The following is an 18153-nucleotide window of genomic DNA, read 5'->3' as shown; positions in this document are numbered from 1 at the left end:
AAAAGACTTCCTATATTATATGATTAATACATTCCGTTGTTATTTAACATGTACAGCTTTAGCTTCATGGCTGCCGTTTGCGGCTTTTGCGCAAACACAGCCCAAAAGCGATGAGGCTTATTACCAAAGTGTACAAACCTATGTCAATCCGGTGTTGCCGGGCGATCATCCAGACCCCACGCTTCTTAAAGTAGGGGACGATTTTTATCATTGCGGTTCAACCTTTCATTTTAATCCCTACCTGCCCATTTATCATTCCAAAGATTTAATTCATTGGGAAATAATAAGTCGTGTGCTACCGGCCTCAAAAGCCGGTTGGGTATCCGACAAGCCATCAGCAGGAATTTGGCAGGGCGCCATTACTTACTTTTATGGCTCTTATTGGATCTACTTTTCGGCAGGCGGGCAATGGTTCTGTAAAGCACCGTCGCCTAAAGGCCCTTGGTCTGCTCCGGTACAAGTGAAATCTAATCCGCAAACCGGCCCCCTGGGGTATGATAATTCAATTTTTGTAGATGATGACGGCAAACCTTACATGGTCATCAAGAATGGGCAAAAGGTAAACCGCCTGCAGGCTTTAGGCAAAAATGGCCAACTTACTGACACGGTTATTAACTTAGACTGGATTAACGCCAAATTACAATACAGTTGGGCCGAAGGGCCCGTGATGTGTAAGCGTAACGGTTATTACTACTATTTTCCGGCGGGCGATGTTTCCGGCGGTCAATACGTACTTAGGGCTTCTAAACTAACCAGCGATTCTACAAAATGGGAGCGCTTAGGTGAATTTTTTAAACCAATTTCTGACAGCGAAGTGGGTTTTCGCAGGCCCAACCACATTGCAGCGCCTGTTCAGCTAGCCGACGGAACCTGGTGGACAATAGGACAGAGTTATGAAAAATACCAGGGTAATGACTGGTCGGGTACAGGACGGCAAACCGGTTTGTACCAAGTGGTTTGGGAGGGCGACCGCCCGTGGGGCATGGCACCAACAACGCAGCCTGTTGTTAAACCTAATCTGCCTAAAAGTGGTATTCCCTGGCGGCGGGTAGCATCAGATGATTTTGATAAGGAAACATTAGACGTTAACTGGCATTTCTTAACCAAAAGGGCTTCATCTCAATACTTACTCACTAAACGCAAAGGCTGGATTACGCTTATGCCTGATACCAACCGTGCACACCTGATGCAAAAAGAAACAGATCATTACTATACGGTCATCACTAAGGTTGACTTAAATGCAACTGATAGTGCTGATAAGGCAGGTATTTATCTTACTAATGGTAATCAAAAGGTAATAGTCAGGCTGTTTTCTGGGTTCGATCAAGGTAAAAAAATAACCTTGCAAATGGATACAGCCACACGTGTAGTATCAAACCCGGTGGGTAACACGGTTTGGCTTAAGCTACGGCGCTACGAGCACTGGCTTACCGGGTATTATAGTTTAGACGGTAAAAGCTGGACAGTTGTTGGCGCTGCCGTAAATGCTGTTGATTTAGACAAGGCACAACCTAATTTCAATTCATGGGTTGGAACCAGTGTTGGCCTGTTTGCAGAAAGTAAACCTGCGGATTTTGACTGCTTCACTTATAAAGACGGCTTTTCTGAAATTCCAGCCATTAGCATGAATAACTTTTATGGCGTAAAAAGATTGGCCGATAAATCTGTAACTAACACCAGTTCGTTAGGTGGTTGGTTAATGCTTGCTGGAGTAGACTTTGGCCAGCAACCAGCCGAAAACATTTCTATACAAGCCACAAGCTCAGAGAATGCCGAACTAGAAATTTGGATAGACGACCTTAAAGATGGAAAGCGCGTGGCAAAGATGCCCGTTACGAAAACAGCAACAGATGAATGGAAAACATTCACCACTGCATTAAAGAAAGTAAAAGGGCAACATGATGTTTTTATCAAATTTGCTAAGGGTGCATCTGGCGCTGTAAAAATTAAGAGTATGAAGTTGGTAGCTGAGTAGGTTTCAACGTTTTTAAAGCAAGCCAGCATTTTGTATTTACTAATGTGAATGCAAAATGCTGGCTTTATCTTTAATTTTTATTGGCTATCTGGTCACTGATATGAAAAAAGTTAAAATCGGCATAGCCTCCAGTGTTCTTTGTAGCATAGTTAAACAATCCAAACCGGTATCCCATAAAATGAGGAATGGTATAGGCCATGTTTAAAGTATTACCAATGTTTAGCCAGGTTTTGCCATCCAGGCTGTACGCAAATGTAGCCTTGTCTGTCCGTTCACGGAAATCGCAATCTGCTTTCAGGTAAACCACCTTTTGTTTAAGTAGTATGCGTTCCACTTCAACAGCAGTGCCCGACTCGCCGTTGATCATAACTAAATAATTTCCGTCATCTTCAGCTTTTACGCCAACCCAGCCAAACTTTTTTTGCAATAACAGCAAGCCGGAGCAGTCTCCATTTTTTAGGTGACTTATGTCAACCACTGTGTTGGCCGAGCTAGTTGGCCCAAAGGTTCTCTGCGTCAAAGTATTGCGCGCCAAAAAAATACTGGTATCTACTCTTGCGGTAGTAAGGCGAAGATAACCGGGCCGTTGGGTGAGCGACCATAGGGCGTTTTCTGGGTTATGGTTCCATTGCCATACCAAAGGCAATGATGCATTTTCCTTTTTATGGTTAAATTCGTCAGGTGCAACAATTCCCGGAATTATACTTTTATTGGCCGGTAAGTTCAATTGTGCAGGTACTTTCCCGTTTTCGCCAATAATGGGCCACCCGTTTTGCCAGCTAACCGGCACCAAATAGGGAATACGTCCAACTGCGCCAAAATCCCGAAATAAATAAGCAAACCATTCGCCTTTAGCGGTATTAATCAGCCCCCCTTGGGCTACGCCTTTGTCCTGAAAACCGATACGCCCTTCATAAGGGCCGTTGATGTTGTCGGCACGGTGTATAAGAACCGTACGCATGCCGCCACGCGGCCACGAAATATTGAACAAGTAGTATTTACCATTCACTTTAAAAAGTTGTGAACCTTCTGCCGGTAATCCAACATTGGGGCCAGCTGCTATGCTTGCGTTAGCAATAATTTCATGTGGCGTGCTGCCGGTTTTTATGCCTGTTAAATCATCATTAAGTTCAGTCAGCATAATTTTGCCGCTACCGTAAACCATGTAAACTTTTCCGTCATCGTCAAAAAATAGCGAGTGATCGTGTAGGGCAGGTTTAAAGGATGCCGCTTTCCAAGGGCCTTTCTCAATATTTTTGGTTGAATAGATATAAGTTTTACCGGTGGTGCCGGCAAAGGTAGAAACATAGTAGGTGCCCTTGTGATAACGCAGGCTGCTGGCCCACGAGCCTCGTCCATAAGTGCTTTTACCATTAGCCAGATTTAACTCGTCTATATCATCCAGCTTGTCATACGCATAGCTAACCAATTTCCAGTTTACTAAATCGGTAGATTTCATGATGGGTACGCCTGGGTTCATATGCATTGTTGTACTACTCATGTAATACACTTTACCTACACGAATAATTGATAGGTCAGGTACATCGGCATAAATAACAGGGTTACTTGCTTGCTGGGCTTTAAGCGTAAATGCACCAACACTATACATGGTAATGATGACCGCCAGGCTCAAATAAAATATTTTTTTCATTAGCTTATTAAATAATGACAGGCTTTAACTGTAGATAAAGTAAAAAGTGGGTTTAGATAGAAAGTTTGTCAATGGTAAATTTAGCTTAGACAAACTCGTTGCTTTTGCACAAACTGTTATAAAACGTCATGAAAATGTTTAATATATGGTAGGGTTTACAATATGTAGACCAGTAGGTTAATAAAAGTGATGTTATGTTCAGCGCATTAAAATCTTGCCTTGGGTTAGCAAAGAACTCATTGAAAAGGGTGGCTTACTGTTTCTTGTCATAATTTCTTTTTAGTGTTAAACAATTGTTTGATGTGTAGTTAAAGTGCAGTATTACAAGTGATTTAGACAAACGCTTTATTCATTTGTATAACTAAATTCCTTTGGCATAAACATTCGTGCTATCCTTTTATTCGAATGTAGCACACCTCAATTGTAAAAACTTCGACTTTAGCCTTCGCAGATGCCTCGTGCATCTACCAATACCAATTATAATTTTTCAGCAAAAACCAATTTAAATAAACCTATATGCCAGCTGTTGCCATATCTGGTGTAAATAATGCAATCGATTGCAATCATTTGCTCAGGCTTTTATAGTAACGATTGAATACCTAAATAAATAACCGATTAAAAGAATAAACAGAACGAAATATGAGAAAATAACTACAACTAAAATTGAACAAAAGAATTTGAGCAAAGGCTGTTTACCGGCCACTAACCAAAAAAATTATTAACCAACATTAAACTTTCATGAGAATATTTAAACAAAAAACATGGTGGAGGATAACCGCATTCATCTTGATGCTGCTATCTTTCTCTTCTATCCTTTATGCGCAAACCCAAACCATACAGGGTAAAATTGTTGATGATAAGAATGAAGCACTGCCCGGCGCTACTATCAGAACATCAACTGGTGTTACTGCTTTTGCCGGAGCAGATGGCACATTTACCTTAAAGGCAGCGCCTAACACAACAAAAATAACGGTATCTTTTATAGGTTATGTTGATAAAGAGATAGTTGTAACTGCGTCAACCACAAACGTGGGTACTATATCGCTTGGCAGAGGCGGCAAAGATTTAAACGAGGTAGTTGTTATTGGCTATGGTACACAACGCCGTGAAGCCGTTACAGGCTCAGTGGCTTCTATTGGCGGCGATAAGTTACGTGATGTACCCGCGCCTAACATTTCTCAGGCTTTGCAAGGCCGCTTACCGGGTGTCGAACTTACGCAAACCAACTCAAAACCAGGTGCCAACTTCCAGATATTAATTCGTGGACAGCGCTCACTTACTGCCGGAAACGAGCCACTGATTGTATTGGACGGTATTCCGTTTGTAGGCAATTTGGGCGATATCAACCCTAACGATATTAAAAGCCTCGACATTCTTAAAGACGCGTCAGCAACCGCAGTATATGGTTCGCGTGGTGCTAACGGTGTTATTTTAGTAACTACCAACAGGGGCCAGGTTGGAGGCGACGCAAAAATAACCTACAACGCTTATGCAGGTACGCAAACGCCATTTGCACGTTACAAGATGATGACCGGTCCACAGTTTGTTGAGCTTCGTAAAGCATCAGGTTTATACCCGGTAAATGGTATTGATGAAGATAATAATGTTGATACCGACTGGCAGGACCTTCTTTACAGAACGGGTTATGTAAACAGCCACGATGTTGGCGTTTCGGGCGGTAGCAAAACAGGCAGCTACAATTTTGGCGGCGGCTACTACCGCAACCAAGGCGTTATCCCAACACAGCGTTACACCCGTTATACCTTCCGCGGATCGGTTGACCAATCTGTAGGCAAATTTGTAAGAGTTGGTTTTACTTCCAATAGCAATTATAATTTAACCGAAGGTAATCAGGTGGGCATTTATGGCAACCTAAGTAACTCGCCTATTGCTAATCCATATAATGCAGATGGTACGCTTAAAAGAACAATAAGGATGCCGCAAGATGAGAGTTATATACTTGACAGAAATAGAGTAGAGGATTTGCACGACAAATGGCTGGATGAAACCCGCGCTTTTGCCACCTATAACTCTATGTACGGCGAAGTTAAAATTCCGGGTGTTGATGGCCTTAAATATCGCTTGAATTTGGGTTTGGATTTCCGGCAGTCAAATTATGGAAGCTATACCGCACAAGGTATCAACAGTACAACCGTAAACGAGCAATCCAGAGCGCGTGTGGATAATTCACATAACTATCACTGGACACTTGAAAACGTGCTGACGTATGACCGTACCATTGCTGAAAAGCATAGTATCAACTTGTTGGCATTATATTCGGCAGAGCAAAATAAATTTAACAGCTCATTCATGACGGCCCGTAACCTGCCTTCAGATGCTTTTCAGTTTTATAATTTAGGTCAGGCATTAGGCGAAACAGTTATTGGCAATGGTTCTTACCAGCTTACCGGCTTAAACTCGTGGATGGGCCGCGTGATTTATTCTTACGATAACCGTTATTTTTTAAATGCCAGCCTTCGTGCCGATGGTTCTTCCCGCCTTGCTCCAGGTAAAAAGTGGCAAAGGTTTCCTGCCGTTTCTGCCGGCTGGAACATTAGCAACGAGTCGTTTATGAAAGACGTTAAGTTTTTCGACAATTTGAAAATTTCGGGTGGTTACGGACAAACAGCTAACCAGGCAGTAGGGCCTTATCAAACGCTGGGTCAGTTAGAAGTTCGGCAGTACAATTTTGGCGATACCAATTACGCTACCGGTTATTATGTTAGGCGTACGCCAAGTCCGTATTTAGGATGGGAATACTCAGACACCTGGAATGCAGCTCTGGATTTTACGGTGCTTAAACGCCGCCTTACAGGTAGACTGGAGTATTACGTAACCAATACCAAAGAACTTTTGCTTGATCAGGGTTTACCGGCAACAGCTGGCGTGCCATCAATTACAGCCAACATTGGCCGTACGCAAAACAAAGGTTTTGAAATGGCTTTAAATGGTACAATTATCGATAATCCAAAAGGTTTAACCTGGGATTTGGGCGTGAATTTTTACATCAATAAAAATAAATTAGTAGCCTTAAATTCCGGACAGGAGCGCAACGAAGGTAACTTTTGGTTTGTAGGCCATAACATTAACGCCATTTTTGATTATCAATATGAAGGTTTGTGGCAACAAGGCGACCCTTACCTGAACATATTGGAACCAGGCGGCAACGTAGGTATGATTAAAGTGAAATACACTGGTGGTTATAATGCCAACGGCCAGCCAACCAGGCCTATTGGTACCGCCGACCGTCAGATACTGGACGTTGATCCAGATTTTCAGGGCGGTTTCAACACTCGTTTGGCTTACAAAGGCTTCGACTTAAATATGGTAGGTGCTTTTAAAAGCGGCGGTATACTGGTAAGCACCCTGTACGGGTCGGGAGGATATTTGAATCTTTTAACCGGCCGTCGTAACAACATCCAAGTTGATTACTGGACGCCAACAAACACCGACGCCAGATACCCTAAACCGGGTGGCATACAAAGCGGCGACAACCCTAAATATGGCAGCACATTGGGGTATTTTGACGCCTCATATCTTAAAATTCGCACTATTACGCTGGGATACGACTTAAACAAGCTATTAGCTAAAACTACAACTTTCAAGGCTCGATTGTATTTTACGCTGCAAAACGCATTTGTACTGTTCTCGCCTTATCATAAAGCATCAGGAATGGATCCTGAACCAAATAGCTTTGGCGATGAAAACCAAGCGGTAGCGTCTTACCCAAGACGTATTGTAACAATCGGTACCAACACACCAACCACACGTAATTATATCCTTGGCTTAAATGTGTCATTCTAAACAGATAAGTGATGAAAAAAAATAAAATGAAAGCAATTGTTGGATCTGCACTATGTGTTTTAATACTATCAGGCGGATGCAGTAAAATACTCGATGAAACTCCACGCGCTACCTTTACTCCCGAATTCTTTAAAACAGAGCAAGGCGTTAACGGCGGTTTAACTGCTATGTATGCTCACCTGCGTAATATCTATGGTCAGGCTTACTATTATAATTCTGGTGTAACCGGTACAGACGAGGCCACCTGGGGGCAGCAGGCTGACGGTAATTTTAAAGACTTTGACGTTTCGGGCGTTGGCAATATAACGCCTGCCAGCTTCCCGATGAGTATTTTGTGGAATGAAGCGTATCCTAACATTAATACAGCCAGTGGTGTTATCGAAAACGCCAGTGCTGTAAACATATCGCCTGCATTAATTGCTGAAGCGAGATTTTTCAGGGCGTTTGATTATTTTTTACTGGTACAAACATTTGGAGGTGTGCCGCTTGATTTAGGTGCAGGCGTGCTGAAATTTAATATCACCCCAACAACTTCTTCGGTGCGTAATACGGTGCCCGAAGTTTACACCAAAGGCGTATTTCCAGACTTGTTGCTGGCCGTAAAAGATTTACCGGCAAGTGGTCGTGTGGTAGGCGGGCTAACCAAAACTGCTGCCCGGTTAATGTTATCAAAAGCTTATTTAACTTACGGCTGGTGGTTGCAAAATCCCAATAACATACCTACTTATCCGGCTACCAACCGTACCGATCCGGACGGGCACGACGCAGCATGGTATTTTCAGGCAGCTTATGACGTAGCAACCGCTGCAATTGATGATCCGGGGCCATTTAAGCTTCAACCCACATTTTACGATGTAAACGTTGGTTCAAACGACCGTAACAGCGAAATGCTTTTATACGCCGATCATACCCAAACCAGTGAAAAATATAATGGCGGTAGCTTAACTTTTGGAAGCGGCGGTGCGCCGGATAACTTTGCCGGCTGGATGATGACATGGAATTATACCGTATTAAAAAGCGGGCCTGAAAATTCAGTTTTACGGGAAGCTGAACAACACTTGGGTCGTCCGTGGGTACGTATGGCACCAACCATAGAAGTATTCAAAAATACCTTTGCTGATAAAGTTAACGATTCGAGGTACGATGGCACATTCACCACCGTTTATCGCGGTAACTGGCCAAAAGGAGGGAGCGCTACCAAAACGCTGCCTAATGCCAATAATATCCAGATTGCTCCGGGCGATGCTGTACTAACTTTCCTGGATAATGACAATCCGGCTGTTGCTTATGCAAATGCGAATGGTAATGTTGGCGCTGGCTTACTACCCGGCCGGTCCGACTTTGTAATCAATCCAAGTGGTATCAGCAGACTTGTATATCCTGGTTTGTGGAAACTAGGCCCTTACCGTACTGATAACGCCGGGGGCCTTGGCCAACCCAACGCCGGCAGCACCCGTCCGTTCCCAATAGCTAAGTTTTCAGAACTGTACTTTGTAGCAGCTGAAGCAGCAGTGAAAGGTGCAACTGTGAAGGCCGGTAAATCTGCCCGCGATTTAATTAACGTTATACGCGCACGTGCCGGTAAATGGCGCTTCACTAATAATGGTAATGTATCCAAGGTTGAAGATAACAGTGCGGCAATGATAGCTGCTACGCCAGCGGTTATTGATATTAACTACATCCTGGCCGAACGCTCACGGGAGTATTATGGCGAAGGCGGTCGTTGGCATGATCTGGTTCGTACGCAAAAATGGGGAGAGTTAGCCAAAACCTTTACTATTTGCGGAACAGGCCTTGGTGATCATACACCAGTTACTGTAACACGTAACATTCAAGGCTACCTGTATCTGCGTCCAATACCGCAACCTCAATTGGATAACATGATCGCTTCTCCGGCCGAAAAAGCAGCCTACCAAAATCCTGGCTATTAACTAAGGGTCACTTATAAAAAAAGGCAGTCCATTAATGAACTGCCTTTTTTTATGGAATTTAAAGATTAAAATTTAACAACTTCCCAGTAAGCTTTTTTGGGTTTAAGTTCCGTATTAAAAAGCAGAGGGAAGTTTTTTCGGCCTCTGCCGTCAAGCCACGTATAGCGGTCAGAAACGTTCCAGAACGTTACACCTGTAATTTGCTTTCGGTACTTGCGGAATACCTCAAATGCCATTTTGTATTTTTCCAGCTGCTGTTGTTCCATTTCGGGGGTAAAAGTTGCTTTGGTTTGTTGCTGTTCTCCATTAATCAGCTGCCCGCCTTGCCTGCCTGCATATACCGAAATATCCAACTCGGTAAACTGCACCTGTAAACCCAAGGATGAAAAAAGCTTTATGGAGTTTTCCAGCTCTTCGCGGCTTGGGTTAGTTACAGACCAGTGTGCCTGTAAACCAACTCCCTGTACGGGTATTCCCTTTTCACGCAAACCTTTAAGTAACTTGTAAATTTTTTCTCTTTTAGCAGGTTGTTCTGTATTATAATCATTATAAAACAATACAGCTTTTGGGTCGGCCTCATGGGCATATACAAAGGCTTTTTCAATAAATTCCTGTCCGGTAATTTGGCTCCACTTTGTTTTGCGCAAAAACGTAGTATCATCAGCAATAGCCTCATTCACAACATCCCAAGCATAAATTTTGCCTTTATAACGCGACACTACAGTATGTATGTGCTTTCGCAATCTGTCCAATAATACTTCTTTACTCACATCATTCCCGGCAGAGTCTCTAAACATCCAGTTTGGTGCCTGTGCGTGCCAACATAGTGTGTGCCCTCTTACTTTTAAATGATTGCGCTGAGCAAAAGCAACAATGCTATCTGCATCAGGCCAGTAAAAGCGGTTTTCCTCAGGATGTATCGGGCCCATCTTCATGGCATTTTCGGGCGTAATACTACTAAATTCTTTAACAATCAATTTACTTTCCTCTGAATGCAGTTCCCTTGGCGTTACCGCCGCACCAATAGGAAAGTATTTTTTGTAATAATCTTTCAATCCCTTATCTGAATCAGTTGGTGAAGGGCGCCAGGCCAAACCGGCCAAACATAAGGCTATAGCACCAGTACAGTAAATAAGTTTACGTTTATTATTCATCATCTATATAAAAATTTTGCTGATACGTTATATTTCCAGGTTGGCAGGATAGATTTACGCCTTTCTTTTCCAATTCACTGGTATTCAAATGTAATTGCCTGTCTGTACATCCAAGGAGCCGTTTATGTATTTAAATTATACATTTGTTCAGCCTGCAATCGAATCGTAAGTTGCAGCGCAATCATGGTGCCTTTTATCCGCTAACCCTCGTTTCTTATTTAGGGTAGGAATTGCTTTTGGTTTATGCTCGTCAAAAATTCCCCGTGCGTTACAAGGCGCGTAATTAAACAAAGTCAATATCTATTTGCACAAATGTGCTACCTTTAGGCTAAGCGCAAGCCTAATTTTGACCAACCAATTATTATATCAATCAGCCAACAGCCTATCTGTGCTTGCATCTTTATAAAACCGATGTTTTACAATGGAAAGATAGAATTAGCTTCTAACAATTGCATAAAAGGCGTAGTCTTATTTAAGAATTAATATAGATGAGGAAGCTGCCTGTTTTTATTTAGTTGCGTTTAGTTTAACATATTTCAATGCGTTTAAAATTCGTTTTTAGTTGTTCTGTTTTAATGAGCGTGGTGTGTGGGGCATTGGCGCAATCACCTATGCAGCCATTTCGTTTAAATCAGGTAAGGTTGTTACAAAGTCCTTTTCTGCAGGCAGAAAAAGTGAATTTGGACTATATGCTTCGCTTACAGCCTGATAGGTTACTTGCGCCATTTTTGCGGGAAGCAGGCCTGCATCCCAAAGCAGAAAGTTATGGTAACTGGGAAAATTCGGGTTTGGATGGTCACACGGCCGGGCATTACCTAACTGCATTGGCGCAAATGTATGCGGCAACAGGTAATCTGGAATGTAAACGGCGATTGGATTATATGACTAATGAACTAGCCCGTTGCCAGGCAAACAACCCAGATGGCTATGTTGGCGGCGTACCTGGAGGGCGGCAAATGTGGGCAAAGGTAAAACTGGGCGATTTTAGCGAATTTGATAAGAAATGGGTACCTTGGTATAACCTGCACAAGCTTTACGCCGGTTTAAGGGATAGCTATTTGCTGGCAGAAAACACCCAGGCCAAAGCTGTATTTTTAAAGTTAACCGATTGGGCGATGGATGAACTGTCGGGCTTGAATGAAGCGCAAATTCAACGGATGCTGGGCACCGAACATGGCGGAATGAATGAGGTGTGCGCTGATGCGGCTGCCATATCAGGACAGCGCAAATATATGGACCTTGCTCGTAAGTTTTCGCACCAGGCCCTGCTGATGCCACTTGAGAAGAAGGAAGATAAATTAAGCGGTATGCACGCTAATACCCAAATACCGAAAGTAGTGGGCTTTGAACGGATAGCCGAGTTAAGTAACGATGCGAATTACCATTCGGCTGCTCAGTTTTTTTGGCAAACGGTTGTTAGTAAGCGTACTATTTCAATAGGTGGTAATAGCGTAAGGGAGCATTTTAACCCGACAGGTAATTTTACTTCCATGATAGAATCTGAACAGGGGCCGGAAACTTGTAACAGCAACAACATGCTTAAGCTTTCGAAGATGCTGTTTCTGCATGATGTCCAAGCGCAATACATTGAGTTTTACGAGCGCTTGCTGTACAACCATATTCTTTCATCACAGCATCCTACAAAAGGAGGTTACGTGTATTTTACACCTATCCATCCACAGCATTACCGGGTATATTCTACTCCCGACGAAGGCTTTTGGTGCTGTGTAGGCACGGGGATGGAAAATCATGGCAAATATGGTGAGTTGATCTATACATACCGCAACCGCGATTTGTACGTGAATTTATTTATACCATCGGTGCTTAATTGGGCTGAGCGTAAATTACAACTTACACAGCAGAATAATTTTCCGGAAAGAGAAAGCAGCCAATTAACTGTTAAAATTGCTAAACCCGAAAGCTTTACCATTTACCTGCGTAAACCAAAATGGTTAGATAGTGAAGGCTATAGTGTTAAAGTAAATGGGCAGACAATTAATCTGTCTTCACCGGTGGATAACTATATTGCCATTAAGCGGCTCTGGAAGACAGGCGACCGGATCAGCGTGCAATTACCAATGAAAGTGTATACCGAATATTTGCCTGATGAGTCGCATTGGATTTCGTTTTTACGGGGCCCTGTGGTATTGGCTGCCGCTACAGACACTTCTAATTTAACCGGGTTGCGTGCAAATGGTAGCCGGTGGGGGCACATCGCAACCGGCCCAATGTATCCGCTTACAGCATCGCCTTTATTGGTTGGCAACCAACATGATATTGAAAAGGCATTGGTTAAAAGCAAGGAAGGCACCAATGTATATACAGTAGGTAATGTTGTAGCGCAGGAGAAGTTTAAACACTTGAAACTGGTGCCTTTTTACACCCTACATGATGCCCGTTACATGCTTTACTGGCCTGTGGTGTCTTCAAAAGACAGCGTTTTACAAAAAGAGGCAGAGTTGCAAATGCTGGATAATACTTACATTAAGCTGGCATCGCGTACCATTGATGGCGTAGTTCCCGGCGAACAACAGCCCGAGAATGACCATGTTCTGATAAAAGATAAGTCAGAAACCGGAGTTTTCAGAAACTTACACTGGCGAAATGCTACGGGCTACTTTGGTTATCGTTTGCGGATGACGCCCGCTGTAAACAAACTGAGTATCACTTATTATGGCCTTGAATCGGCTGAATTTGACATTTATTTAAATGACATAAAGCTTGAGCATGTTACTTTGGCTGGTACAGAAGGCGATGCTTTTGTGACTAAAGAGTTTGCTGTACCGGAGGATGTGAAGAAAGCAGGGAACAGTGTTCAGGTTAAGTTTGTGGCTACCCCCGGAAAAAAAACAGCAGCCATATACGATTTACGTTTACTCAAATAAGCGGGTTGTGTAAGCAGAACGCCAGCAGTTCAATACATATCGGTTGTAAATGTGTCTTAAACACCCAACACGAAAAACTTAGACTATAGCCGTAAATAGACTGTTAAACAGGCATCAAAGCCATACTAGGCTTTGCCATAGTGGCAATGGAGCTATATGTTCTAAATAATTCAAACTTTCTAAAATTAGTTTTTTAAACTGACTTCAATATTTCTGTATGGCCTAAACATGCTAGATTTAAAGTTCGTAGTAACACACTCATAAGTAATTGAACTTAAGGCATACTTTATTGTACAAATGTTCCATTACAAATGTCGCCTTTCAAAGTATATTTGTTCAACCAAATTGAGAAGATCTCCTGTTTTAAAGACTTGCTATTCTGCATTAATGATTGCCATTTTGTAGCATAAGTGAACGCAAATACTGTGTAGAGAATTTATCAGGAACTTGTTATAAACCTAGTTATGCAGTCATGTTATCTAATGTTGCGCAATATAGTATTTGCGCTGTCTTTGTTATTTGTGTGTACATGTACCGTAATTGGGCAGGTACCAAAGTATCAATTTACAGCAATAAGTTCTAAAGACGGACTTGCTTCGAATACGGTTAATGCAATATTAAAAGACCGCTATGGGTTTGTGTGGTTCGGCACTGAAGATGGGCTTACCAGGTTTGATGGTTTAAACTACACGGTATATAGGCACCATGCAAAAGATACCATGAGTTTATGGTCAAACGAAATAACAAGCCTTTACGAAGACCCTTTCGGCCAATTATGGGTAGGCACAAGTGCCTCATTGCACTTATTCGATCGAAAACGAAACTGCTTTCGCCATTACAAATCAAATAACGAAGTTAATGGCTTTACCAATGCAGTTATTAAAAGTATTTGCAGTGATTTTGAGGGGAAAATATGGGTGGCAACTTTAGGAGGTCTAAATAAGCTGGATCCGAAATCTGGCGTAATAACCAAGTTTGGCGATATGCGTGACGTGCCCGACGAAATCGGACATCAGTCAATATTAACGGTATATGAAGATAGCCAGAAACGAATGTGGATTGGCGCAAAAAACGGTCTTTACCAATATAATCGCAAAACCCACAACTTTACTGCTTTTTTGCCCAACATCAGTAATTCCAAAAATTTGGCAGGCGGTACGGTTAAAGCTATTGTAGAAGACAGGCAGCGAAATCTTTGGGTAGGCACCAGTGGGGGGCTAAGCAAGCTTTTACCAGATGGAAGAAGTTTTTCCAGCATCAAAGAACAAACGCCTGCTCCGGGTAACCTGTCCAATAATATCATTTACGCTTTAGCGCTTGCCGGTAAGGATGCGCTTTGGATTGGTACGGAAGAAGGGCTTAACATCTTAAATTTGCAAACCGGGGTAATAGAACATTATTTACCGGATGGTCGCAACAGTTACAGTATATCTGGTAAATCAATTCGCAGTATATTGGTTGATAACCAGGGAATAGGCTGGCTGGGCTTTTATGTAGCAGGCGTTAATAAATACGATAGTAACCTCACATTTTTTAATCTAAAAAGGAGCAATCCATATGACGCTTATGGGCTTAGCTCGCCTTTTGTGACTTCCTTTGCACAGGGTAATGGCAATCAAATTTTTGTAGGCACAGATGGGGGAGGATTATCATCTTTTGATACACAAAGCGGGCTGTTTAAGCGCTATCCACTTACCTCTGCCAGGAAACGGCCGGGATCAAACTTTAGTATTTTAGCCCTTAAACGAACCCGGAATGGCGATTTATGGGCAGGCACGTTTCAGGACGGGGTATTTAAAATAAACCCAACCACCGGAGCTGTAAAACAATTTTTAAAAGGTACCGGAAACACAACCATCAATCATGATGAAATATTTTGCCTTGAAGAAGACAAAAGCGGGCGCATTTGGATTGGAACAAACGGAGGCGGCGTTGATATATACGATCCGAAAACAGGAACTTTTAAGTTTTATGTGCCGTTTGCAAGGGCAGCTGATGAGTTTAGCCTGCCGCTGAACGGTTATATCCGCGATTTTGAAGAAGATGAATTTGGCAGAATGTGGATAGCCTCGCACGGCATGGGTATTGGCATATTTGACCCCAAAAATGAGCAATTCACAGTACTGAGTCATTTGGCCGGTAACCTGCCAAGTAATTTAATTCAAACTTTGTACAAAGACGGGCGAGGTAATATGTGGGCTGGTACGGGAGATGGGCTGCTGAAAATAAATGTGCGTACCAGGCAGGTAGAAACTTTTGGCGCAGAACATGGCCTTGTGGATGGCATTGTACACAAAATATTAGAAGATAAGTTAGGCAGGATTTGGTTTAGCACAAACCGGGGGGTAAGCTGGATAGATCCTAACCGTAAAGTTGTAACGAATTACAATTCAGTCAACGGGCTTCAGGGCGGCTCATTTGAGCAGGGAGCCGGGTTGGTTGATCATAACGGTGTGCTGTTTTTTGGTGGTACAGACGGGTTTAATTACATACAACCGGCAAATGGTATAAGGGAAAATAAAAACCCGACGCCCGTTATATTCACCAGCTTGAAAATTGATGATAAAGAAGTAACAAGTGCAGGTTCGGATATGCTGCAAACCGACATATCAATTGCAGAAAGCATTCGGCTGAATTATAAGCAGAACTTTTCGATCAGCTTTGTTGGGCTTAATTTTACAAGCACCAGGCAAAATCATTACTACTACCGGCTTAAAGGTTTTGATAAAGATTGGATAAATGCCGGAACAAAAACAACCGCTTATTATACCAATCTTAGTCCTGGCGAATATGCGTTTGAAGTAAAGGCTGCTAACAATGATGGCTTTTCAAACAAAGGCGTCAAGTCAATCAATATCACCATCCGTCCACCATTTTGGATGACCATTTATGCTTATCTGTTTTACATTACGGCGGCTTGCTCATTACTGCTCTGGATACGGCATCGTGGCATACAGAAGCTGCGCCGTACTTTTAAACAAGAAGAAGCCAGACGTGAGGCAGAGCGTCTGCACGAACTGGATCGCCTTAAAATTAAATTTCTAACCAATCTGAGTCATGATTTCCGGACACCTATTGCGTTGATAATGGCACCAATAGATAAGTTACTGTCGCAGCGGTTAGAAGATGGCATTGATACACAGCTAATGGTGATAAAACGAAATGCTAGGCGACTGTTAAATATAGTTAATCAGTTGTTCGACCTTCGGAAAATCGAAGAAGGAGAAATGCGTCTGAATCCGATTAAGGCTGACATTATTGCCTTTCAGAAAGAGGTTAGTGAAGCGTTTTATGATTTGTCTGAAAAGAAGCGAATTGCATTTGTTTTCAAATCCTCAATAAGCTCGCTCCAGATCAGCTTTGATCCTGATAAATTAGAACGTATCCTGTTTAACTTGCTATCTAACGCTTTTAAATTTACCATGGAAGGGGGTAAAGTAATGTTGATTACTTACCTAAAGCAGTCAACAACAGATACGGATCAATCTAATTTGGTCATTGAAGTTACAGACACGGGTATTGGTATTGATGAAAGCCAGCAGCAACACATTTTTACGCGATTTTACCAAAATCAAATATCCGGTAATGTTTTCAACCAGGGTAGCGGTATCGGGTTGTCCATTGTAAAAGAATTTGTTGAGTTGCATGGCGGAACAGTAGAGTTGCAAAGTGAGCCGGGTAAAGGAAGTTCATTCTGTATTTATTTGCCGGTAGATGCTGAAGCTGCACAACCAAAAATTGAAAATACGCCCGACGATGAAATAACAGACAAAACGGTTTCTGATACGGAAATGCAATCTGTTTTGCAGCCGGTTAAAGAAAATAATGTAAAAGCTGCAACGCTTCCTATCGTTTTAATTATTGAAGATAATGAAGATTTCAGATTTTACCTTCGGGATAATTTATGTGCCCACTATAAAGTAATAGAGGCCGCTGACGGTAAAGAGGGCTGGCAAAAAGCATTGTCAGTTCACCCGGAGGTTATTGTAAGTGATATAATGATGCCGCACATGGATGGTATACAGCTTAGTCAAAAACTAAAGGCAGACAAACGCACCAGCCATATACCTGTTATTTTACTTACAGCATCAACCCGCGAAGAAGAACAAATTAACGGCTTAGCGTCTGGCGCTAACGATTACCTTACCAAACCGTTCAGTTTCGGAATCCTGGTTATCAAAATTAATAATTTACTGGCTTTTAACAGAACACTCAAAAGCACATATACCAAGCAACTCAAGGTAGAGCCTGCCCAAATTAAGGTCGAATCGGTTAAAGAAAAATTCTTAAAAATGGTTGTTACCTATGTAGAAGAAAATTTGCATAATACGCAGCTATCGGTCGAGGATCTAAGCCGCCATATAGGCATGAGCCGTGGGTCGCTCTATAACAAGCTGCTGGAAATAACAGGCCTGTCACCGGTAGAGTTTATTCGTTCCATAAAGTTGGAGAAAGCAGCCATGTTACTTGAAGATAGTGATATGAATATAGCGCAGATTGCCTACGCAGCTGGCTTTTCGACCCCTAATTATTTTGCCAAATCGTTTAAGGCAAAATATCAGATGCTGCCCTCCGAGTATCTGAGTCAGAAAAGAAAAACGGTTGCGCACATGAATGATTAGGCTCTTTGATAAAGCCAGATTTTGCTTTTTAAGTATGTTTTCTCTTTTGCTGAACAAACTGCCACCTATTTTAAACATTTAAGCGATAATGTGTATGTGCGAACACATAGTTTTACTAAACCTAAAATGAG

At 42.4% G+C, this 18153-nt stretch carries 7 protein-coding genes; 5 read left to right on the top strand and 2 right to left on the bottom strand.

The annotated features are described in order from the left end of the window. Nucleotides 1-19 precede the first annotated feature (19 nt). Nucleotides 20-1975, top strand: a complete 1956-nt coding sequence (locus tag GPM24_RS09915; protein WP_158826601.1) for a family 43 glycosylhydrolase — start codon at nucleotides 20-22, stop codon at nucleotides 1973-1975. Nucleotides 1976-2045: 70 nt separating this feature from the next. Here the strand turns inward: GPM24_RS09915 and GPM24_RS09910 are convergent, their stop codons facing one another. Next, nucleotides 2046-3626, bottom strand: a complete 1581-nt coding sequence (locus GPM24_RS09910) for a glycoside hydrolase family 43 protein (RefSeq protein ID WP_158826600.1) — start codon at nucleotides 3624-3626, stop codon at nucleotides 2046-2048. A 738-nt stretch (nucleotides 3627-4364) separates the two neighbouring features. On the opposite strand from GPM24_RS09910, the gene GPM24_RS09905 reads away from it, so the two are divergent. Both GPM24_RS09905 and GPM24_RS09900 read left to right on the top strand, forming a co-directional pair. Then, the gene (locus tag GPM24_RS09905; protein ID WP_158826599.1) at nucleotides 4365-7430 is read left to right on the top strand and encodes a SusC/RagA family TonB-linked outer membrane protein; all 3066 of its coding nucleotides are present in this window, start codon (nucleotides 4365-4367) and stop codon (nucleotides 7428-7430) included. 11 nt (nucleotides 7431-7441) lie between these two features. Beyond that, nucleotides 7442-9361 carry a RagB/SusD family nutrient uptake outer membrane protein gene (locus GPM24_RS09900; RefSeq protein WP_158826598.1) on the top strand — a complete coding sequence of 640 codons (1920 nt, stop codon included), beginning with the start codon at nucleotides 7442-7444 and terminating at the stop codon, nucleotides 9359-9361. Nucleotides 9362-9426: 65 nt separating this feature from the next. On the opposite strand, the gene GPM24_RS09895 is transcribed toward GPM24_RS09900, so the two are convergent. Further along, nucleotides 9427-10518 (bottom strand): endo-1,4-beta-xylanase, encoded by a 1092-nt coding sequence (locus tag GPM24_RS09895; protein ID WP_233268781.1) that lies wholly within the window; start codon nucleotides 10516-10518, stop codon nucleotides 9427-9429. A 608-nt stretch (nucleotides 10519-11126) separates the two neighbouring features. On the opposite strand from GPM24_RS09895, the gene GPM24_RS09890 reads away from it, so the two are divergent. Together GPM24_RS09890 and GPM24_RS09885 are read left to right on the top strand one after the other, a co-directional pair. Next, nucleotides 11127-13400, top strand: coding sequence for a glycoside hydrolase family 127 protein (locus GPM24_RS09890; protein WP_233268780.1), 2274 nt, complete (start codon nucleotides 11127-11129; stop codon nucleotides 13398-13400). Between the two features lie 464 nt (nucleotides 13401-13864). Beyond that, complete coding sequence (locus GPM24_RS09885; RefSeq protein WP_158826596.1) at nucleotides 13865-18022, top strand: hybrid sensor histidine kinase/response regulator transcription factor; 4158 nt, start codon at nucleotides 13865-13867, stop codon at nucleotides 18020-18022. The last annotated feature ends 131 nt before the right edge of the window (nucleotides 18023-18153 follow it).

The sequence above is a fragment of the Mucilaginibacter lacusdianchii genome, from assembly GCF_009770985.1.
Classification (GTDB): domain Bacteria; phylum Bacteroidota; class Bacteroidia; order Sphingobacteriales; family Sphingobacteriaceae; genus Mucilaginibacter; species Mucilaginibacter lacusdianchii.
The sequence above is the reverse complement of the archived record's forward strand: the minus strand, read 5'-3'. Positions and strand labels throughout refer to the sequence as shown.